At 66.6% G+C, this 18,832-nt stretch carries 20 protein-coding genes; 10 read left to right on the top strand and 10 right to left on the bottom strand.

What is annotated here, in order from left to right; genetic code table 11:
• Window positions 1–40 precede the first annotated feature (40 nt).
• The 6 genes from gloA to QTH90_RS08425 all read right to left on the bottom strand — a co-directional run bounded on the left by gloA (window position 41) and on the right by QTH90_RS08425 (window position 5,334).
• A complete protein-coding gene (gene gloA, locus QTH90_RS08450) occupies window positions 41–451 on the bottom strand; it encodes a lactoylglutathione lyase (protein ID WP_286664015.1) in 411 nt (136 codons plus the stop codon).
• Window positions 452–493: 42 nt separating this feature from the next.
• Entirely contained in the window at window positions 494–1,177 is a 684-nt protein-coding gene (locus QTH90_RS08445) for a glutathione S-transferase family protein (protein WP_286664014.1), read from the bottom strand.
• A 100-nt stretch (window positions 1,178–1,277) separates the two neighbouring features.
• Window positions 1,278–1,964 carry an ABC transporter ATP-binding protein gene (locus QTH90_RS08440; protein ID WP_286664013.1) on the bottom strand — a complete coding sequence of 229 codons (687 nt, stop codon included), beginning with the start codon at window positions 1,962–1,964 and terminating at the stop codon, window positions 1,278–1,280.
• Window positions 1,961–3,607, bottom strand: coding sequence for an ABC transporter permease (locus tag QTH90_RS08435; protein ID WP_444814695.1), 1,647 nt, complete (start codon window positions 3,605–3,607; stop codon window positions 1,961–1,963). Before QTH90_RS08435 ends, QTH90_RS08440 begins: the two co-directional genes overlap by 4 nt.
• Complete coding sequence (locus QTH90_RS08430; protein WP_444814694.1) at window positions 3,604–4,659, bottom strand: Fe(3+) ABC transporter substrate-binding protein; 1,056 nt, start codon at window positions 4,657–4,659, stop codon at window positions 3,604–3,606. Before QTH90_RS08430 ends, QTH90_RS08435 begins: the two co-directional genes overlap by 4 nt.
• Window positions 4,660–4,791: 132 nt before the next feature.
• Complete coding sequence (locus QTH90_RS08425; RefSeq protein ID WP_286664012.1) at window positions 4,792–5,334, bottom strand: PaaI family thioesterase; 543 nt, start codon at window positions 5,332–5,334, stop codon at window positions 4,792–4,794.
• A 52-nt stretch (window positions 5,335–5,386) separates the two neighbouring features.
• On the opposite strand from QTH90_RS08425, the gene QTH90_RS08420 reads away from it, so the two are divergent.
• The 5 genes from QTH90_RS08420 (at window position 5,387) to QTH90_RS08400 (ending at window position 10,517) form a co-directional block, all read left to right on the top strand.
• Window positions 5,387–5,851, top strand: coding sequence for a MarR family winged helix-turn-helix transcriptional regulator (locus tag QTH90_RS08420; protein ID WP_286664011.1), 465 nt, complete (start codon window positions 5,387–5,389; stop codon window positions 5,849–5,851).
• The gene (locus QTH90_RS08415; protein WP_286664010.1) at window positions 5,844–7,097 is read left to right on the top strand and encodes an MFS transporter; all 1,254 of its coding nucleotides are present in this window, start codon (window positions 5,844–5,846) and stop codon (window positions 7,095–7,097) included. The genes QTH90_RS08420 and QTH90_RS08415 overlap by 8 nt, the downstream gene beginning before the upstream one ends.
• Window positions 7,098–7,152: 55 nt before the next feature.
• Complete coding sequence (locus QTH90_RS08410) at window positions 7,153–8,559, top strand: MATE family efflux transporter (protein WP_286664009.1); 1,407 nt, start codon at window positions 7,153–7,155, stop codon at window positions 8,557–8,559.
• 29 nt (window positions 8,560–8,588) lie between these two features.
• A complete protein-coding gene (locus QTH90_RS08405; RefSeq protein ID WP_286664008.1) occupies window positions 8,589–9,290 on the top strand; it encodes an SDR family oxidoreductase in 702 nt (233 codons plus the stop codon).
• 117 nt (window positions 9,291–9,407) lie between these two features.
• A complete protein-coding gene (locus QTH90_RS08400) occupies window positions 9,408–10,517 on the top strand; it encodes an ABC transporter substrate-binding protein (protein ID WP_286664007.1) in 1,110 nt (369 codons plus the stop codon).
• Window positions 10,518–10,520: 3 nt separating this feature from the next.
• Here QTH90_RS08400 and QTH90_RS08395 read toward each other — a convergent pair whose 3' ends face one another.
• From QTH90_RS08395 to QTH90_RS08380, 4 genes are read right to left on the bottom strand one after another with little or no spacing between them, the layout of a single operon-like run.
• A complete protein-coding gene (locus tag QTH90_RS08395) occupies window positions 10,521–11,261 on the bottom strand; it encodes an aldolase (protein ID WP_286664006.1) in 741 nt (246 codons plus the stop codon).
• 38 nt (window positions 11,262–11,299) lie between these two features.
• Window positions 11,300–11,941, bottom strand: a complete 642-nt coding sequence (locus tag QTH90_RS08390; RefSeq protein ID WP_286664005.1) for a 2-dehydro-3-deoxy-6-phosphogalactonate aldolase — start codon at window positions 11,939–11,941, stop codon at window positions 11,300–11,302.
• Window positions 11,938–12,834: a 2-dehydro-3-deoxygalactonokinase gene (locus tag QTH90_RS08385; RefSeq protein ID WP_286664004.1), complete on the bottom strand. Its 897-nt coding sequence runs from the start codon at window positions 12,832–12,834 to the stop codon at window positions 11,938–11,940. Before QTH90_RS08385 ends, QTH90_RS08390 begins: the two co-directional genes overlap by 4 nt.
• Before the next feature lies 1 nt (window position 12,835).
• Entirely contained in the window at window positions 12,836–13,231 is a 396-nt protein-coding gene (locus QTH90_RS08380) for a RidA family protein (protein ID WP_286566876.1), read from the bottom strand.
• A gap of 113 nt (window positions 13,232–13,344) precedes the next feature.
• Here QTH90_RS08380 and QTH90_RS08375 point away from each other — a divergent pair, with 113 nt between their 5' ends.
• Genes QTH90_RS08375 through QTH90_RS08355 form a run of 5 tightly spaced genes read left to right on the top strand, consistent with a single transcriptional unit; the run spans window position 13,345 to window position 18,804 of the window.
• Window positions 13,345–14,949, top strand: a complete 1,605-nt coding sequence (locus QTH90_RS08375; protein WP_286664003.1) for an ABC transporter substrate-binding protein — start codon at window positions 13,345–13,347, stop codon at window positions 14,947–14,949.
• Between the two features lie 15 nt (window positions 14,950–14,964).
• Window positions 14,965–15,915, top strand: a complete 951-nt coding sequence (locus QTH90_RS08370; protein WP_286664002.1) for an ABC transporter permease — start codon at window positions 14,965–14,967, stop codon at window positions 15,913–15,915.
• Window positions 15,912–16,778, top strand: coding sequence for an ABC transporter permease (locus tag QTH90_RS08365; protein ID WP_286664001.1), 867 nt, complete (start codon window positions 15,912–15,914; stop codon window positions 16,776–16,778). The genes QTH90_RS08370 and QTH90_RS08365 overlap by 4 nt, the downstream gene beginning before the upstream one ends.
• Window positions 16,775–17,818, top strand: a complete 1,044-nt coding sequence (locus QTH90_RS08360; RefSeq protein WP_286664000.1) for an ABC transporter ATP-binding protein — start codon at window positions 16,775–16,777, stop codon at window positions 17,816–17,818. The genes QTH90_RS08365 and QTH90_RS08360 overlap by 4 nt, the downstream gene beginning before the upstream one ends.
• Window positions 17,815–18,804: an ABC transporter ATP-binding protein gene (locus tag QTH90_RS08355; RefSeq protein ID WP_286663999.1), complete on the top strand. Its 990-nt coding sequence runs from the start codon at window positions 17,815–17,817 to the stop codon at window positions 18,802–18,804. The genes QTH90_RS08360 and QTH90_RS08355 overlap by 4 nt, the downstream gene beginning before the upstream one ends.
• Window positions 18,805–18,832: the final 28 nt, after the last annotated feature.

The following is an 18,832-nucleotide window of genomic DNA, read 5'->3' as shown; positions in this document are numbered from 1 at the left end:
GCGAATCGGGGGCTCGAAGGCGCCCCCGGGATACCTGGCGTCAGCGCAACCCTCCGCCCGCTGCGCCTTCAGCGCGCTGAATCAGTTCGATCTTGTACCCATCCGGATCCGTCACGAAAGCAATCACAGTGGTGCCGCCCTTCACCGGCCCCGCCTCGCGCGTGACGTTGCCGCCTGCCGCCTTGATCTTCTCGCAGGCGGCATAGGCGTCGGGCACACCCAACGCGATGTGGCCGTAGGCCGTGCCCAATTCGTAGCTCTCGGTGCCCCAGTTGTAGGTCAGCTCGATCTCGGCCTGCGCCGGATTGCCTTCGTAGCCGACGAAGGCCAGGCTGTACTTGTATTCGGGGTTTTCGGAAGTGCGCAGCAGTTGCATGCCCAGCACCTGGGTGTAGAAGTCGATCGAGCGCTGGAGATTGCCAACGCGCAGCATGGTGTGAAGAAGTCGCATGTCGTGGGGTCTTGAAAGTTGTTGCCGCTGCCGATTGTCGGCTCACGCCCTGGCGGCGAGTGTCAGCAAGTGCGCATCATGCTTCCGAAGGAAATCCCGCAGGTGTTGCGGGTACTCCGGCACCACGGCCTTTCGCACGCTGGGTCGCTCGGCCAGGGCCTGCCGCCACGCGCGGACCTTCGGCGTGGCATCGAAGATGTGCGAGTCGGTGATCTGGTCGAATACGTCGAAGTAGCGAAAGATCGGCGCGAAGACCGCATCGACCAGGCTGAAGCGCTCTCCGCCGAAGTAGGGGCCTTCGCCCAGCGCGGTCTCGACGCGGTCGAATTTCGCGATCAGTGCCTGTCGCTTCTGCTCGAAGACTTCGGCGTCGCGCGTGGTTTCGTAGCCCCACAGGTCCGCAAGAATCGCGGAGCCGAACTCCATCCAGGCGCGATGCTCGGCGCGCGAGAGCGGGTTTTCGGGATGCAGGCGGACGCCGGCCTGCGTTTCCTCGAGGTATTCGCAGATCACGTTGCTTTCGAAGAGGATCGCCTCCTTGCCGCTGAACTGCGGCACGCGCAAAAGAGGCACCTTGCCGAGCGGCGAGATCGCGACGAACCAATCCGGCTTCTGCGAGAGGTCGATCACGACGCGCTCGAAGGGTACGTTCTTCTCGAGCAACGCGATCGCGGCGCGTTGCACGTACGGGCACAACAAGTGGCTGACGAGAGTGAGCTGGGACATGCGCGCTTCCTTTTCTCTGGATTGACATCGGGGAAGGCGGAATTCTTGCGAACCTTGAAGACCTTATCCAGAAAAGCCCTCTCGGGCCCAGGACCCGCGCCTAGGTGCGCGCGCTCGCTGCCCAGCGCGTGAGGCGCCCGTTGTGCATGAATCCGATCCGGTCGGCCATGGCGTGCGCCTCCGCCTCGTTGTGCGTGACCAGCACGGCGGTCTGCCCGGCGGTCTTGAGGATGTCCCGCACTTCGGCCGTCAACCGCTCGCGCGTGGCTGCGTCGAGATTCGAAAAGGGCTCGTCGAGCAGCAGCAGCGCAGGTTCGGGCGCGAGGGCGCGGGCCAGGGCGATGCGCTGCTGCTGGCCGCCCGAGAGTTCGTGCGGATGGCGTTCGCCCGCATCGGCCAGTCCCACGAGCGCGAGCATGGAGGCCACGCGCTCCCTTTGCGCCGTGCCTCCCCAGCGCCTCAAGCCGAAGGCGACGTTCTGCGCCGCGGTGAGATGCGGGAACAGCGCGTATTCCTGGAACATCATTCCGACGCGGCGCCGCTCGGGCTGCACATGCGTCGCGACCGAAGACAGTACGCTGTCGCCCAGCCGGATCGTGCCGGAGCGAACCGGCTCGAACCCCGCGATGGCGCGCAGCACGGTGGTCTTGCCGCAGCCGGAAGGGCCGAGCAGGCAGCCGATCGCACCGGCTTCGAGCGACAGCGAAAAGCCGTCGACGACCGTGTGCAGGCCTCGCGCACCTTCGTAGGCCAGGCGCACGTCGTCGAGTTGAAGTGCGGCGCTCATCGGGCCGCCTCCGCTTGCACGGTCAGGCCATTGCGTGCAAGCAGCGTGACCGGCAGCAGTCCGACAACGACGATCGCAAGCGCCGCGATCGCGCCTTCTTCATACGTGCCACGCGCGGCCTCCGCGTACAGCAGGGTCGCCAGCGTGTCGAAGTTTGCCGGTCGCAAGAGCAGGGTGGCGGGCAGCTCCTTCATCGCGTCGACGAAGACGAGCAATGCCGCGGCAGCGATGGCCGGCCGCAATAGCGGCAGGTGAACGCGGCGCAGGGTGCCGCTCGCGGTTTCGCCCAGCAGGCGAGAGGCTTGTTCGAGCGCGGGCGGAATGCGCGCCAGCCCCGCCTCGAGGCCGCCGACCGGCATCGCAAGGAAGCGGATCGCGCAGGCCACGACGAGCACGATGCCCGCGCCCATCAGCGGCAGGCCGGGGTGGCCGATCAACGAGCCCAGCGCGCCGTCGAAGGCCAGCGCCGGCGTCAGCAGACCGATGGCGAGCACGGTGCCCGGCAGTGCGTAGCCCAGCACAGCAGCGCGTGCCTGCCAGCGAGCACCGTTGCCCATCGAGCCCTGGGTGCGGACCGCCCAGGCCACCACGAGCCCGGCCGCGACCGTGACCACCGTCACGCCTGCCGCCAGCCCGATGGTGTTGCCGAGGCTGGCGACCAGCCCCGAAGAGACACCGGCGCCCAGGCGCAGCCGCTTGGTCGTTTCCCAGACCAGGTAGAGCGCTGGCGCGACAAAGCCCAGCATGACGGGCAGCGACGCCGCGACGGTCGCCAGCCAGGCCGCGACGCCGTGCAAGCGGCGAGGCTGGATTGCGCGCATGCGCTGCGCCGAACCGAAGCGCTGGTGCCGCCGGCCATTGCGTTCGAGCAGCACCAGCGCGACCACCACGAAGAGCATCGCGCAGGCGATCTGCGCTGCACCGGCCAGATCGGAGCGCGTGATCCAGGTCGTGTAGACCGCGACGGTGAGTGTCTGGATGCCGAGGAATTCCGAGGCGCCGATGTCGTTGAGCGTCTCGAGCAACGCGAGGCTCAGGCCCACGGCCAGCGCGGGTCGGGCCAGCGGCAGCGCGACGCGGAAGAAGGCGCCGGTACGGGTCGCGCCAAGCGTGCGGGCCGCTTCCATCAGGTGGGCGGGTTGGGTCATGAACATGGCGCGCGCCGTCATGTAGACGTAGGGGTAGAGAACGAAGCCCAGCACGAAGATCGCGCCAGGCATCGAGCGCAGGTCGGGCAACCGGAACTGGCGCGGACTGTCGAAGCCCAGCAACCAGCGAATCGCGCCTTGCACCGGGCCGATCGGGTGAAGCAGATCGAGGTAGGCGAAGGCGACGATGTAAGTCGGCATCGCCAGCGGAAGCAGCAAGGCCCAGTGCAGCACCTTGCGACCCGGAAAGTCGCAGGTCGTGACCAGCCACGCACAGCCCGTGCCGATGACCAGAACCAGCGCGCCGACGCCCGCCAGCAGCAAGGCCGTGTTGAGCGTCGCCTGCGGAAGCACGTGCCGGGCGAGATGCGACCAATGCGCCAGTCCCGAACCGACGGCCAGCCATGCAAGGCTCAGGACGGGCGCGAGCACGCCCAGCGCAATGGCAACCGACGCGATCCGCCAGGCGGCGCCGACAGATCGCAAGTGCGTCACTGGTCGAACGCGACCTTGTCCACCAGAGCGCTGGCCTGCTTGCGGTATTTGGCGATCTCGGCCACTGGCAATGGGTCCACCTTCAGTTCACCGATGCTGGAGGAGATGATCGAATCGAGTGCCACGCCCTTGCGGACGGGGTATTCGTAGTTGGTCTCGGCGTACAGCGCCTGCGCTGGCTCCGACACCAGGAATTCGAGCAACTTGACCGCATTGGCCCGCTGCGGCGCGTTCTTCGCGACTGCAGCGCCGCTGATGTTGACGTGGGTGCCGCCACTTTTCGCATTGGCGAAGGTCGGCTTGATCACCTTGATGGCGTCGCCCCATTTGCGCGCGTCACTGCCTTCCTTGGAGCTTTTCATCTGGCCCACGTAATAGGAATTCGCGAGGCCGACGTCGCAGATGCCGCCGAGGATGTCGCGTGCCACGTCGCGGTCGCCGCCCGTGGCCTTGCGTGCCAGGTTGGACTTGACGCCGCGCAGCCATTGCTCGGTCTTGGCCTCGCCGTCGTGCGCAATCATCGCGGAGACCAGTGCCGTGTTGTAAGGGTGCTGGCCTGCGCGGATGCAGACCTTGCCCTTGTACTTGGGGTTCGCGAGGTCTTCGTAGCGAAACGAAGTGATCGGCATGTTCTTGTCTGCATACAGCACGCGTGCGCGCATCGACAGCGCGTACCACTGGCCGTCGGCACCGCGCAGGTTGGACGGAACGGCCGACTCCAGCGCCGCTGATTTCACGGGCTGCGTGACACCGCCGTCGACGAGATCCATCAGATTGCCGATGTCGACCGTCATCAGCACGTCGGCCGGGGACCGCGCGCCCTCGGCCTTGACTCTTTCGAGAAGGCCGTCCTTCACGAACACGGTGTTGACCTTGACGCCGCTCTGCGCGCTGAACGCCGAAATCAGGGGCTGGATCAGGCCGGGCTCGCGTGTCGTGTAGAGGGTGAGTTCTTCGGCTGCGTAGGCGGGCGTGGCGATGGCCAGCAAGGCGGCGGCCATGCCGCTCAGCGCGCTGATCACATGGAATGGCGCGCGAAGGTTCTGGGTCATGAGGTTCTCCCGGGACAGTGAGGCACAGAGCACCGGCACGGATGGCGTGCCGATGCGAATAATTATCACTGCCGCGGGTGCCCGGCCGACCTATGCACCTACAAGGTCGGGGCGATTGATCGCGTGCCAGCCTCAGCGGTTCGGCATCTCGAACACCAGGCACGTCGTCGTGGCATGGGCATACAAGGTCCCGTCCGCGCCGACCAGCCGTGCCTCGGCGGTCGCCAGTTGACGCCCGCAATGGATTACCTTTCCTTCGGCGCGCACGCGCTGCACCTTGGGGGAGAGGCCCTTGACTAGGTTCACGCCGAGTTCGGCCGTGGTGTAGCCGCGGCCGACCGGCATCATGGTGTGGACCGCGCACCCCAGCGCGGAATCGAGCAGCGTGGCGAACCAGCCACCGTGGATGCCGCCCATCGGATTCAGATGCTCGGCGCGCGGCGTGCCCTGGAATACCGCCTTGCCGAGGCCGACGTCGATCAGCTGGAAGTGCAGCGTCTTGGCAATGGCCGCGTAGGGGATTTCGGCGCGCAACATCGCCTGCATCATTTCCAGGCCGGTCTTGCCGGCGATCTGCTCGGGGCGGGCGACGCCAGGACCGGGCCCTGCGTTGAGGCGCTCGTTGATGGCGTCTTCCTCGGCGATCCAGGCGGCCAGTTGATCCGTCGATGTCATTCAATTCCTCAAAAGAGTTGCATATGCAATGATTGTAGCTACAATCATCGGCATGGATGCTATCGCAAGGCCGCAAGGCTGTACCAATTTCCGGCTGCGGCGCCTGATGCGCCAGGTCGCCCGCCACTACGACGCGGAAGTCGCCAAGAGCGGGCTCAAGACCACGCAGTACTCGCTGCTGTCGCACGTCCTTCACCTGGGGCCGCTGCGCCCGGTGGACCTGGCGCAGGCCATGGGGATCGAGGCCTCGACGCTGACGCGCAACCTCAAGCCCATGGTCGCCGCGGGCTGGCTGACGCAAGGCGACGGCCCCGATGCGCGCAGCCGGCTCATCGCCATCACGGACGAGGGCCGGAAGAAGCGCACGGAGGCGCAGCGTCATTGGCGCACAGCGCAGGAAAAGCTCAACGAAGTGCTCGGTGTCGAGCGGGTCATGGCGCTGCACACGCTGATCGACGAAAGCATCGTGCTGCTGCAAGCCACTGGCGAGGCGGAACCGGGAGAGATCGATGAATGACAAGACCAACCTGGGCACGACGCCCGTCGCGCGCTATGCCGTGTGGCTGGTGCTGCTGGCTGCGGCCGGCACCTTCGCGCTGACCATGGGCGTGCGCCAGACGATGGGACTTTTCCTTTCGTCGCTCAACACGTCGACGGGGCTCGGCATCGGCAGCATCAGCCTGGCATTCGCCTTCGGGCAGTTGTGGTGGGGGCTGACGCAGCCTTTCGCCGGTGCTGTGGCCGATCGCATCGGAACCGGCCGCGTGATCTTTATCGGTGTGCTGCTGGTGGCCCTTGGAACCTTCATCACGCCGCTGATGACTTCGACGGCCGGGCTGATCTTTGCCATTGGCGTGCTGGCCGCCGGAGGGGCCGGCATGGCAGGCCCCTCCGTTCTGATGGCCGCGACCACGCGCCTCGTGCCCGCCAACAAGCGTGGCCTGGCCACCGGCGTGGTGAACGCGGGCGGCTCTTTCGGGCAGTTCGCCATGGCGCCGATCGCGATCGGGCTGATGGCTGCCGTCGGCTGGGCGAGCGCGATGCAGTGGCTGGCCGTGCTGATCCTGCTCGCGCTGCCGGCGGTGTTCGTGTTGAAAGGCAATTCGAACCAACTGGCCGCACAGTCCGCGGCGGCCAGCGGCGTGAAGCCACTCACGGCGCGCCAGGCCATCAGCCAGGCCATCGGTACGCCGAGCTATCGCTACCTGAGTCTCGGGTTTCTCGTGTGCGGCTTCCACGTCGCCTTTCTCGCAACGCACCTTCCCGGTGTGGTCGCGGCCTGCGGGTTGCCCCCGGAGATTGGTGGCTGGGCGCTGGGGATGATCGGCCTCTTCAACATCGTGGGCAGCTTGCTGATGGGCTGGGCCGTCGGCCGCTGGCGCATGAAGTCGCTGCTGGCGCTGGTGTATGCGACGCGCGGCATCGCGGTGCTGATCTTCCTGCTCGCACCGAAGACGCCGGCCGTCATGCTGGTCTTTGCCGCGGTGATGGGCGTGACCTTTCTTTCGACGGTGCCCCCGACCGCGGGCCTGGTCGCCAAGATGTTCGGACCCGCCAACATGGCCATGCTGTTCGGCATCGTGATGCTGGCGCACCAGATCGGCGGATTCCTCGGCGCCTTCCTCGGGGGCTATGTGTTCCAGGCAACGGGCAGCTACGACATCGTCTGGTACATCGACATCGCACTGGCCGCTGGTGCCGCCCTGATCAACCTGCCGATTCGCGAAGCGCGACCGGTGCTGATGGCAAAGGCTGCAGCATGAGCCGCCGGGCCGCCCCCAAGGCGAACATCGCAGTGCGCAGCACGGAGATCGTCAAATGACCGGCGCCGTCGATCCGCGTACAAGGCGCCTGCTCGAGGCACCGATCGTCCCGACGCTGCTGCGCCTGGCTGCGCCCAATGTGCTGGTGATGGTCGCGCAGGCTTCGGTCGGCCTGATCGAAACCTACTTCGTCGGCAAGCTGGGCACCGACGCATTGGCAGGCATGGCGCTGGTGTTCCCGATCGTCATGCTCATGCAGATGACGTCGGCGGGCGCCATGGGCGGCGGCATCGCGTCGTCGATCGCCCGTGCGCTCGGCGCACGCCGTCGCGACGACGCGGACTCGCTGGTGTTCCATGCCATCGCGATCGCCATCGGATTCGGGCTGCTCTTCATGTTTGCGCTGCTCCTCGGCGGGCGCTGGCTCTATGCGCTCATGGGTGGCAGCGGCGCTTCGCTCGATGCAGCGTTGACGTACTCGCATGTGGTCTTCGCGGGCGCGGTGCTGGTGTGGATCTTCAACTCGCTGGCCGCAGTGATTCGCGGCACGGGCAACATGGCTGTGCCGGCCAACGTGACCGTGGCGGGGGTGATCGTCCTCATTCCGCTGTCCCCGCTGCTGATCTTCGGCTGGGGCCCCATTCCGGGCCTCGGCATCGCGGGCGGTGCCGTCGCGTTGTTGGTCTACTACCTGGGCGGTGCGATTGCGCTGTGGATCTATCTCCGGTCGGACCGCAGCCTGCTGAAGCCGTCGTGGGCCAAGGCACGTTTTCGCTGGCCGCTGTTCAGCGACATCCTGCGCATCGGGCTCGTCGGCTCCGTGTCCACCGTGGCGACCAATCTGTCGATCGGCATCGCGACGGCGTTGTCGGGCCATTTCGGACCGGGCGCCATTGCAGGCTACGGCACCGCGTCGCGACTCGAATACCTGCTTGTGCCGCTGGTGTTCGGCTTGGGCGCGCCGCTTGTCGCGATGGTCGGCACCTGCATCGGCGCAGGTCAGCGGGAGCGCGCGTTGCGTGCGACCTGGGCCGGCGCGGCCATCGCGTTCGCGCTCTCGGGGTCGATCGGTCTTGTGGCGGCCCTGTTTCCGCGTCCGTGGCTGATGCTGTTCGGAAGCGATCCCGCGATGCTCGAAGCGGGGTCGCAGTATCTGCGCGCCGTGGGGCCGTTCTATGGCTTCTTCGGGCTCGGGCTGGTGCTGTACTTCGCGTCGCAGGGCGCCGGCCGATTGCTGTGGCCGGTGATGGGCAACATCGCCCGCCTGATCGTCGCAGGGGTCGGCGGCTGGCTCGCCTTGCGCTGGGGCGGCGCGCTGGCGCATGTGTTCGTCATGCAAGGCGTGGCGCTGGTGGTGTATGGCGTGGTCATTGCATCGGCCATCGCCGGCGGCGCGTGGTTCGGACGGGTGGGCTGGCCCCGCACGACGGCCAGCTTGCTGCGCCGTTTTCAACCCTCCTGATTCAGCTTCGAAACATCCGAAAGGTGAGCATGAAAGTCAAAGACTCTGTCGTTTTCATCACGGGCGCCAACCGTGGATTGGGCCTGGCATTTGCGAAGGCCGCGGTCGCCGCTGGCGCCAGGAAGGTCTACGCGGCCGCGCGTGATCTGAAGAGCATCACGCTGGCCGGCGTCCACCCGATTGCGCTGGACGTGACGCGGCCCGAGCAGGCGGAGGCCGCGGCCCGGGAGTGTGGCGACGTGACCCTGCTGATCAACAACGCCGGCATCTCGCGCGGCGTCAATCTGCTCGACACGCCGGATGCGTTCGATCTGGCGCGGGCCGAATTCGAAACCAATTTCTTCGGGCCGTGGGCTGTCAGCCGGGCCTTCGCTCCAGTGCTGAAAGCGAACGGCGGCGGTGCGATCGTGAATGTGCTGTCGATCCTGAGCTGGCTCAGCCTGCCAGGCGCTGCCAGCTACAGCGCGTCGAAATCGGCAGCGTGGTCCTTGAGCAATGGCTTGCGCAATGCGCTGGGTGAGCAGGGCACGCAAGTGCTCAGCTTGCACGTCGCGTTCATGGACACGGACATGACGAGCAAGGTGCCGGGTCCGAAGGCGTCGCCGGACGATGTGGTGGCCCAGACTCTCGCCGCGCTGGAAGCAGGACAGTTCGAAGTATTGGCCGATGCGTTGACGCGGCAGGTAAAGCAGGGACTTTCGACTGACACGCCGCCTTACGCGGCGAGATAGAGCGCATCTTCCGGGGCATTTCGGGGGTTTCCACGGATAGGGCTTGGGCTGAGCTTGTTTACAAATCGGAACACTTTTTCCCGGGTGTTCCCAACGCCCTTCCTCGAAAGGTTCCTGATGAAAAACGTGCGCGTGTTCTGCGCCGCGGGTCTGTTGGCGCTCGGCGCGGCCGAGGCGTCTGCACAGATCCTGATCGGCCAGACCGCCGGAATGACCGGCTCGGTCGCTGCCAGCGTGAACGAGACCATCGGCGGCGCGAAGCTGGTCATCGATGCGGTCAATGCCCAAGGCGGCGTCAACGGCGAGAAGATCGAGATCCTGCGCATGGATGACGCCTTCGACGTCAAGCGCGCGGGCGAGAACGCAAGGGTGCTGATCGAGGAAAAGAAGGTGGTCGCGCTGTTCATGAGCCGCGGCACACCGCATTCGCAGGCCATCATTCCCTGGCTCGACAAGTACGACGTGGCGCTCATCGGACCTTCGACGGGCGCGATGGTGTTGCACAAGCCGGTGCAGAAGAACGTGTTCAACGTGCGGTCCACGTACCAGCGGGAAGCCGAGAAGGCGGTGCAGCACCTGCTGACCATCGGCATGTCGCGGATCGCCGTGGTCTACGTGACCGATTCCTTCGGTCAGGATGCCCTGGAAGGAGCCATGACAGGCTTCAAGAAGGCGGGCGCCACGCCGGCGGTGCTGGCGCCGGCCGATCGCGAAAAGCCCGACTACGCCTCAATCGTGCCGAAGCTCATCGCTGCCAATTCGCAGGCCGTGGTGTGGATCGGTTCAGGCCTCGCGGTGGTCGACGGCGTGAAGTCGCTGCGTGCGGCCGGTTCCGCGGCGCAGGTCGTCACCTTGTCGAACAACGCCTCGTCGGGCTTCATCAAGCAACTGGGCGAAGCCAGCAGCAGCGTGATCGTGACGCAGGTGTTCCCCAACGAACGCTCGATCGGGCAGCCGATGGTCAAGGAGGCGTTGAGCCTGGCGCGTGCCAAGGGCCAGAACGACCTCTCGCCCGCTGCACTGGAAGGATTCGCCTCGGCCAAGGTGCTGGTCGAGGCCTTGCGCCGAGCGGGACCGAAGCCGACTCGGCCCAGGGTCGTGGCGGCACTGGACACCCTCCGCAACTATGACCTCGGCGGGCTCGAGGTCAGCTACTCGCCCACGGACCACTCGGGCATCGACTTCGCCGATCTGTCGATCATCAGCGACGGCAAGTTCAAGCGCTGAGGCCTACCGTTTCGCCGGTGCGGGCAGCAAGCGCCGCAACGCTGCAAAGAACAGGTCGGACTGCTCCCGCTCTCCCTGGATCTGCGCCGCCACATGCGCAGCAAGGGCTGCATCGACCGGCACCAGCGGCCGGCCGGTCGACTGCGCAATCACCTGGTGAAGGCACGCGCGTTCGAGGTAGTAGAGATCGTCGTACGCGTGCGCGATGCGCGATCCCGCCACGATCACGCCATGGTTCGCGAGGAAAGCCACGTCCTTGCCTGCCATGGCATTCGCGATGCGCTCGCCTTCGCGATCGTCGAGCGCCAGGCCGTTGTAGCGGGCGTCGATCGCGATGCGGTTCATGAAGCGCATCGCGTTCTGGCTCAGGGTGGGGTCGAGCGCGCGATCGGCCGTCAGCGTGAGCGCCGTGGCATAGGGCATGTGGCAATGCAGCACCACCGCATGGCCGGTGATGCGATGCACGGCGCCATGGATGAAGAGGGCCGTGGGCTCGACCCGGTGCCGTCCCGCGAGCACTTCCCCGTGCACATCGATCAGCACGATGTCGTCGGGGCCGACCTCGCTCCAGTGCAGGCCGCGCGGGTTGATCAGGTAGCGGTCCTGCGCGCCCGGCAATGCCACGCTGAAATGGTTGCACACGCCTTCGGACAAGCCGTGATGTGCGGCTGCGCGCAGCGCGAGCGCAAGGTCCTCGCGCAGGGTGCGGACGGCGGGGCTGGCGTAGTCGGAATCTGCGGGCATGGCGAGTCGATCAAAAAGTCAGCGTGGACGAACCGTCGTCAGGCGCGCAGCGCGCCGGCGAAGGCGGCGACGAAACGCAGCGCATCTTCCCGCACCGCGGCGGCAGTCTTGCCGGGCTTGTACAGCGCCGATCCGATGCCGAATCCCGCGGAACCGGCTGCGCGCCATTCGTCCATGTTGTCTGGCGTGATGCCGCCGACTGGCATCAGGGGCGTGCCCTTGGGCAGCACGGCGAGCAGCGCTTTCACGACGGCGGGCGAAGCCAGCTCGGCCGGGAACAGCTTGAGCCCCGTGGCACCCGCAGCCAGTGCGCCGAAGGCCTCGGTCGGCGTCATCACGCCCGGCAGGCTCACGAGGCCGAGGCGCGCCGCTTCCGCGATCACCTCGGCATTGAAGTTCGGCGCGACGATCAGCTCGCCGCCGGCCGCATGCACCTCGCGCACCTGCTGCGCGCTGAGCACCGTGCCCGCGCCGACGAGCGCGTCCGGAAAGCGCTGGCGCAACAGGGCGATGCTGTCGAGCGGTTGCGGCGAATTGAGCGGCACTTCGAGCAGCCGGAAGCCGGCTTCGACGATCGCGTCGCCCACCGCGGGTGCCTCGGCCGGCGTCAGTCCGCGCAGGATCGCGACGAGCGGCAGTTGGCGCATCGCGCCGGAGAATTTGTCGACGGGCGTGGTCATTGTTTTCTGTGGCTCTGTGAATGAAGCGCGTGCAGGCCGGCCCAGGTGGCCTCGGCGCCAAGCGACCGGGCCTGGGTGCCGGAGGCCTGCAGGGCCAGCATGTAGCGTTGGGTGAGGGCGGGTGTGCCGATCAGGACCACCTCCGCGGCGGCGTGGACCGATTGCGTGCGCAGTTCCTCGCCGATCAGGATGCCGGAGAGATAGCTCGACAATTCGCGCGCCGGCATGCGGTCGAAGAGCGAAAGCGTTCGTGCGCCGAAGGCGTTGTGCAGAAGGCCCTGGCCGTTGTCGGCCTGTGTCACGCCTTGCAGGAAGGCGGCCTCGTCCAGCGGCGCCGAGGTGTCGATCGTGCGCGAGAGGATCGAGTGCTGGCTCAGCACTGCGTAGAACTCGCCGGTCATGAAGGTGCGAAAGCTCGTCACCATCCCCTTCTTCACGCGGGCCCACTTGTTGTGCGTGCCGGGCAGTACGAACAGGCCGTCGTGGATGCCGGTCAGCGCCATCGCGCCAAAGATCTGGACTTCCTCGCCCCGCATCACGTCGGGCACGCCGTCGTGCGTGTCGCTCAGGCCCGGCACGATCGAGATGCGGCCGGGCTCGATCTCCAGGATCTTGTTGCGGACTTCGACCAGACCGGCAGGGCACGCGCAATACGGCGCCTCGACCCAGCCCTGCTTGCTGCCGGCCATGCCCGAGATCAGGCAGCGTGTGCCCTGAGGACGCATCCATTCGCCGAAGAGCGTTTCGAACACCTCGGTGAAGCCGCCGTGCTTCACGGTGAGGATGCCGCGCGAATGGCTCTGTTCTTCCAGCACCCGCCCATCGGCGTCGAGCAGCGCGCCGCGCAGCGAGCTCGTGCCCCAATCGACGGCAACCAGGCGGGCGTGGCTCATGTCAGCTGGCTCTCGGCTTGTATGCGGTCACGTCGATCTCGACCTTCGCGTCGATCATGAGGCGCGACTCGACGGTCGAGCGTGCAGGACGGTGGTCGCCCAGGCATTCCATGTAGACGCGGTTGAAGCTGCCGAAGTCGCGTGCGTCGTTCAGCCACACGCTCACCTTGGCGATGTCGGCCAGCGTGCAGTCGGCCAATGCAAGCGCCTGCTCGATGCGCTTGAACACCTGGCGCGTCTGCGCCTCGATGCCGCCGACGATGACCTGGCCCTGGTCGTCGGTCGGGACTTGTCCGGAGACGAAAACAAAATCGCCCGCGCGGGTGGCGGGCGACAGGGGACGTGCCTGCCGATCGGAGGCAATCGGCGACTGGCCGAGCATTTCAACTTTGGACATGGTGATGTGTGTGTAATGAAATTACATTGAAAAGGCAGGGTAAACCCCTGTTTGACGTGGCAAATCGCGAGAAATACGATCGGCGATGTAATGTTATTACTCATGGAGCCGCGATGCAAACAACCGCCATCACTGTACCGACATCTGGTTTTCTTCAACTGAACCCGGTGCGCGCATCGCGATGGCGAACCGTCGCTGGTGCGTTTGCCGCCACCGTCGCATTCGGCTTGCTGCCTGCCGCCGCCTTCGCCGAACCTGCCAAGGGCGGCGCCGCCAACCTGGCGATGGTCGGCGAGCCGCAGGGCCTGGACCCGATGATCAGCACCGCGGACCTGGTCGGCACGATCATGCAGCACGTCTACGAACCGCTCTACACCTTCGATGCCAACTGGAACGTGGCACCGATGCTGGCGGAGGGCATGCCGGTGGTCTCCAAGGACGGCCTGACCTACACCATCGCGATCCGCAAGGGCGTCAAGCTCCACAACGGCCGCGACCTGAATGCCGATGACGTCGTGGCTTCGCTTCAGCGCTGGATGGAACTCTCGCCGCGCGGCAAGTCCGTGGGCAAGGAAGTCGCGTCGCTCGCGGCCAAGGGCCCGCAGAGCATCGAGCTCAAGCTCAAGAACCCCTATGCGCCGCTTCTCGCCCAACTGGCGCTGCCCAGCGGCATGGCCGCGATCATGGCCAAGGAGAGCATCGCACCGCAACTGAAGGAATTCATCGGCACCGGCCCCTACAAGTTCAAGGAACGCCGTCCCGACCAGTTCACCGTGCTCGTGCGCCATGACGGCTACACCGCGCGCAAGGAGGCACCGAGCGGCTATGCCGGGCGCCGCGAAGCCTTGCTCGACGAATTGCGTTTCGTGCCCGTGCCCAATGCGAACACACGCGTCGAAGGTTCGCTCTCGGGCCAGTTCCAGTACGCGGACCTGCTCCCGGTCGAGGCCGTGGGCCGCATCGAGAAGGGCGCGCCGGCCGTGGTGCCGATCGTGACCAAGAACTTCGGCTTCCCCTACATCGTGTTCAACACCAAGGAAGGCGTGCTGGCATCGCAGCCGCTGCGCCGCGCGGTACAGACCGCGGTGGGGCAGGGCGAGCTGATGGCCGCCGGCTTCGGCGACAACCGCTTCTTCGTGGTCGAGCCCAACTTCTTCCCGAAGGGCACGCCTTATTACTCGGCCGCCGGCACCAACGCCTACAACACCCGCAATCCGCAGACGGCGAAGGATCTCGCGGCCAAGGCCGGCTACAACGGCCAGCCGGTGCGCATCATGGCGAGCCGCCAGTACGAGTTCCACTACAACATGGCGCTCGTGATGTCCGAGCAACTCAAGAAGGCCGGCTTCAAGACCGACCTGCAGGTGGTCGACTGGGCCACGCTGGTGCAGCGCCGCAACGACGCCAAGCTGTGGGACGTCTACTTCACGCATTCGGGCCTCTTCCCCGAGCCGATGCTTTCGCCGCCGCAGTTGGGCGACGGCGCGCCGGGCTGGTGGGAAACGCCCGCCAAGAAGGCGACGCTGACCGCGTTCAACCAGGAAACCGACAGCGCCAAGCGCGGCGCACTGTGGGGCCAGGTGCAGCAGACCGTGTATGACGAAGTGCCCTTCATCGAGGTCGGCAAGTTCAACAGCCTGTCCGCGCGCTCGGCCAAGCTGGAGGGCTACACGCCCGCGATCTGGCCGTTCTTCTGGAACACCGGCCTTGCCAAGTAGACCCGGCGAACCCTCATGTTGCGTTTCTTGCTCACCCGCCTGGCGGGGGCGGTGGTGGTGCTCGCCATCGTCGCCGTACTGGTCTTCGCGCTGACGCGCCTGGCGTCGGGTGACCCGGTCGCGCTGCTCCTCGGCGACCAGGCGACCACCGAGGACATTGCCCAGGCCCGCATCCAGTACGGGCTCGACAAGCCCTTGCCGACGCAGTTCGTGCTGTGGGTGGGCGAACTGCTTCAGGGAAACCTCGGGCAGTCGCTGTTCCTCCAGCGCCCGGTGGCGCAGGCGCTGATGGAGCGCGCCGAGCCGACGATGTTCCTCGCGCTGTTCGCCGTCGGCATCGCTGCGCTGATCGGCATCCCGGCCGGCATGGCGGCCGCCATCTGGCGCGGCAGCGCGGCCGACCAGGCCGTGAGCGGCGTGGCGATGCTGGGCGCCAGCATCCCGAGCTTCTGGCTCGGGCTGATCCTGATCCAGTTCTTCGCGGTCAAGCTCGGGTGGTTTCCGACATCGGGCTACGGGGACCCCAGCGCTTCGCTGCATGAGCGCCTGCACCACCTGCTGTTGCCCGCCCTGGTGCTGGGCCTGCTGAACTCAGCGCTGATCATCCGCTTCACGCGTGCCTCGATGCTCGACATCCTCGGCGAGGACTACGTGCGCACCGCGCGCGCCAAGGGCCTGCCGGAGTACGTGATCATGGTCAAGCACGTGCTGCGCAACGCACTGGTGCCCATCGTCACCGTGCTGGGCCTCACGCTCGCACTGATGATCGGCGGCACGGTGGTGACGGAAACCGTCTTCAACCTGCCCGGCGTCGGCAACCTTGTCGTGCGCGCGGTGCTGCGGCGCGACTACCCGGTGATCCAGGGCACGCTGCTGGTGATCGCCGCGATCTACGTGTTCATCAACCTCGGCGTCGACTTCATCTACACGCTGGTCGATCCGCGCATCCGGCTGGAGTCGAAATGAAAGCGGCCGTCTTTTCCTTATTCGGTGGCGCAATGCCGGTCGCGCGTCGCCTTTTCTCGCGCAAGGTCGTGCTGGCCGCGGCGCTGGTGTTGCTGCTGGTGGTGGGCGTGGCGGTGATCTATCCGTGGATCTCGGATGCCGACCCGGGTGCCATCGAGATCAGCAACCGCCTGCACGCGCCATCCTGGACCCATTGGGCCGGCACCGACGAACTCGGCCGCGACGTCATGCTGCGCATCGTGCACGGTGCGCGCTACTCGCTGCTGATCGGCTTTGTCACCGCCGCCGGCGCCGTGCTCTTCGGCACGCTGATGGGCATGCTGGCCGGCTTCTTCCGCCGACTCGATGCGCCGATGATGCGCGTGGTCGACGCGATGATGTCCTTCCCAGACATCCTGCTCGGCATCGCGCTGGTGTCGATCCTCGGCGTGTCGCTGTGGAACGTGATGCTCGCGCTGGTCATCGTGTACACGCCGCGCGTGGCACGCGTGGTGCGCGCCACCACGCTGGTGTTGCGAGAGCTGCTCTTCGTCGATGCGGCGCGCGCGCTCGGCGTGCGCACGCCGCGCATCCTGCGCAAGCACATCCTGCCGAACCTGATGTCGCCGATCCTCGTGCAGGTGACCTTCATCTTCGCGTACGCGATCCTGGCCGAAGCGGGGTTGTCGTTCCTCGGCGTGGGGGTGCCGCCGGATATTCCGACCTGGGGCACCATGATCGCCGGCAGCCTCGAATACGCCGACAAGGCTTTCTGGACGATCTTCTGTCCGGGCCTCGCCATCGTGCTGACCGCGCTCTCGCTGCAGATGCTGGGTGACGGCGTGCGCGACCTGCTCGATCCCAAGCTCAGGAAGGCCGCATGAACACTCACACCCTCACGATCCCGCGCCTGGAAGTGCAAGGGCTGTCGACGTCTTTCGCCACCGAGGCGGGCCGCATCCAGAGCGTGGCCGATGTGTCCTTCGCGATCCGGCCCGGCGAAACGCTGGCGCTGGTGGGCGAATCGGGGTCGGGCAAATCCGTCACCAGCCTGACGCTGATGGGGCTGCATGCGAAGACCTCGCACGCACAGGTGCAGGGAGAAGCGTGGTTCGTGCGGCGCGACGGCCGCCGGGTGAACCTGCTCGAGATGCCCGAGGCCGAGAAGCGCGCACTGCGCGGCAACGAATTGGGCATGATCTTCCAGGAGCCCATGACCAGCCTCAACCCGGTGCTGACCATCGGCGAGCAGATTGCGGAGTCGGTGCGGCTGCATCTCAGGATGGATCGCAAGGCGGCCCTCGCGCACGCGCAGCGCATGCTGGAACTGGTGGAGATCCCGGCCGCCGCGCAGCGGGTCCACGAATATCCGCATCAACTGTCCGGCGGCATGCGGCAGCGCGTGATGATCGCCCTCGCGATGGCCTGCAATCCGACATTGCTGATCGCCGACGAGCCGACCACCGCGCTCGACGTCACCATCCAGGCGCAGATCCTTGCGCTGATGGGCCGCTTGCAGAAGGAAACCGGCATGAGCATGCTGTTCGTCACGCACAACCTCGGGGTGGTGGCGCAGTACGCGGATGCGGTCGCCGTGATGTATGCGGGCCGCATCGTTGAATCGGCGCCCGTGCACGATCTCTTTGCGCGTCCGGACCATCCCTACACGCGCGGCCTGCTGGCCTGCCTGCCAGGCGTGGCGCGGCGCCGTGGTGCACCCGCCGCCATGGCGGGCAAGCGGCCGCGGCTGGTGGCGATTCCAGGCCAGGTGTCGAGCCCATTCGCCCCGCCTCCGGGCTGCGCTTTCGCGCCGCGTTGTTCTTATCGCCGCGAGGCCTGCGATTCGCAAATGCCTCTGCTCGAATCCGCAGGCGGCCAGCGCAAGGTGCGCTGCATCGGTTTCATCGAGGAGCAGGCGGCATGACGACTGCATCATTGGCGAGCGACAACCTGCTCGAGATCCGCAACCTGCGCAAGTATTTCGGCAAGGGCAGCCACCCGGTGCGCGCGGTGGACGACGTGAGCTTCACCATTCGCAAGGGCGAGACGCTGGGCCTGGTCGGCGAATCCGGCTCGGGCAAGAGCACCATCGGCCGCCTGCTCACGCGGCTCGTCGACCCGACCGACGGGCAGATGCTGTACCAGCCGCAGGGGTCCGATGCCGCGCCTCAGGACCTGGCGGGGCTGTCGCAATCGCAGTTCCGGCCGCTGCGCTCCAAGGTGCAGATCATTTTCCAGGACCCCTACGCCAGCCTCAATCCACGCATGCGGATTCGCGACGTGCTGGCGGAAGCGCTGGACACGCACGGGCTTGCCAAGGGCGCGGCGCGCAAGCCGCGCATCGAGCAGTTGCTGCAGCAGGTCGGCCTGCGCCCTGAACATGCCGATCGCTTTCCGCACGAGTTCTCCGGCGGGCAGCGCCAGCGCATCGGCATCGCTCGCGCGCTGGCCGTGGAGCCGCAGTTCATCGTGGCCGACGAGCCCTTGTCGGCACTGGACGTGTCGATTCAGGCGCAGGTGGTCAACCTGCTGGGCGAACTGAAGGAGCAGTTGGGACTCACGCTGCTCTTCATCTCGCACGATCTCGATGTGGTGGAGTACCTGTGCGATCGCGTGGTGGTGCTCTACCTTGGCCGCGTGATGGAGATCGCCCCGACCGAGTCGCTCTACGCCCATCCCCAGCATCCGTACACTCGCGCGCTGCTGGCGGCGGCACCCATCCCCGACCCGGCGCAGCGGCGCGTGGTGCCGCTGCTGCAGGGCGACCTGCCGAGCCCGGCGAACCCGCCTTCGGGTTGCGTCTTTCGCACGCGCTGCCCGCTCGCGGAGGAGCGATGCGCCGGCGCCGACATGCAACTGCGCGAAGTCCGGCCCGGACACTGGCATGCGTGCTGGCGCAACGATCTTTGATCTTTGCGCGGCCCTGGCCCATCATCAA

The organism is Variovorax flavidus (genome assembly GCF_030317145.1).
Lineage (GTDB): Bacteria > Pseudomonadota > Gammaproteobacteria > Burkholderiales > Burkholderiaceae_C > Variovorax > Variovorax flavidus.
Note: the sequence above shows the minus strand (reverse complement) of the source record. Positions and strands in the feature narration are given on the sequence as shown.

What these genes read in the sequence shown, in the direction of transcription:
- gloA (WP_286664015.1), bottom strand. Translation starts at nt 451, where the DNA reads ATGCGACTTCTTCACACCATGCTGCGCGTTGGCAATCTCCAGCGCTCG.
- QTH90_RS08445 (WP_286664014.1), bottom strand. Translation starts at nt 1,177, where the DNA reads ATGTCCCAGCTCACTCTCGTCAGCCACTTGTTGTGCCCGTACGTGCAA.
- QTH90_RS08440 (WP_286664013.1), bottom strand. Translation starts at nt 1,964, where the DNA reads ATGAGCGCCGCACTTCAACTCGACGACGTGCGCCTGGCCTACGAAGGT.
- QTH90_RS08430 (WP_444814694.1), bottom strand. Translation starts at nt 4,659, where the DNA reads ATGACCCAGAACCTTCGCGCGCCATTCCATGTGATCAGCGCGCTGAGC.
- QTH90_RS08425 (WP_286664012.1), bottom strand. Translation starts at nt 5,334, where the DNA reads ATGACATCGACGGATCAACTGGCCGCCTGGATCGCCGAGGAAGACGCC.
- QTH90_RS08420 (WP_286664011.1), top strand. Translation starts at nt 5,387, where the DNA reads ATGGATGCTATCGCAAGGCCGCAAGGCTGTACCAATTTCCGGCTGCGG.
- QTH90_RS08415 (WP_286664010.1), top strand. Translation starts at nt 5,844, where the DNA reads ATGAATGACAAGACCAACCTGGGCACGACGCCCGTCGCGCGCTATGCC.
- QTH90_RS08410 (WP_286664009.1), top strand. Translation starts at nt 7,153, where the DNA reads ATGACCGGCGCCGTCGATCCGCGTACAAGGCGCCTGCTCGAGGCACCG.
- QTH90_RS08405 (WP_286664008.1), top strand. Translation starts at nt 8,589, where the DNA reads ATGAAAGTCAAAGACTCTGTCGTTTTCATCACGGGCGCCAACCGTGGA.
- QTH90_RS08400 (WP_286664007.1), top strand. Translation starts at nt 9,408, where the DNA reads ATGAAAAACGTGCGCGTGTTCTGCGCCGCGGGTCTGTTGGCGCTCGGC.
- QTH90_RS08395 (WP_286664006.1), bottom strand. Translation starts at nt 11,261, where the DNA reads ATGCCCGCAGATTCCGACTACGCCAGCCCCGCCGTCCGCACCCTGCGC.
- QTH90_RS08390 (WP_286664005.1), bottom strand. Translation starts at nt 11,941, where the DNA reads ATGACCACGCCCGTCGACAAATTCTCCGGCGCGATGCGCCAACTGCCG.
- QTH90_RS08385 (WP_286664004.1), bottom strand. Translation starts at nt 12,834, where the DNA reads ATGAGCCACGCCCGCCTGGTTGCCGTCGATTGGGGCACGAGCTCGCTG.
- QTH90_RS08380 (WP_286566876.1), bottom strand. Translation starts at nt 13,231, where the DNA reads ATGTCCAAAGTTGAAATGCTCGGCCAGTCGCCGATTGCCTCCGATCGG.
- QTH90_RS08375 (WP_286664003.1), top strand. Translation starts at nt 13,345, where the DNA reads ATGCAAACAACCGCCATCACTGTACCGACATCTGGTTTTCTTCAACTG.
- QTH90_RS08370 (WP_286664002.1), top strand. Translation starts at nt 14,965, where the DNA reads ATGTTGCGTTTCTTGCTCACCCGCCTGGCGGGGGCGGTGGTGGTGCTC.
- QTH90_RS08365 (WP_286664001.1), top strand. Translation starts at nt 15,912, where the DNA reads ATGAAAGCGGCCGTCTTTTCCTTATTCGGTGGCGCAATGCCGGTCGCG.
- QTH90_RS08360 (WP_286664000.1), top strand. Translation starts at nt 16,775, where the DNA reads ATGAACACTCACACCCTCACGATCCCGCGCCTGGAAGTGCAAGGGCTG.
- QTH90_RS08355 (WP_286663999.1), top strand. Translation starts at nt 17,815, where the DNA reads ATGACGACTGCATCATTGGCGAGCGACAACCTGCTCGAGATCCGCAAC.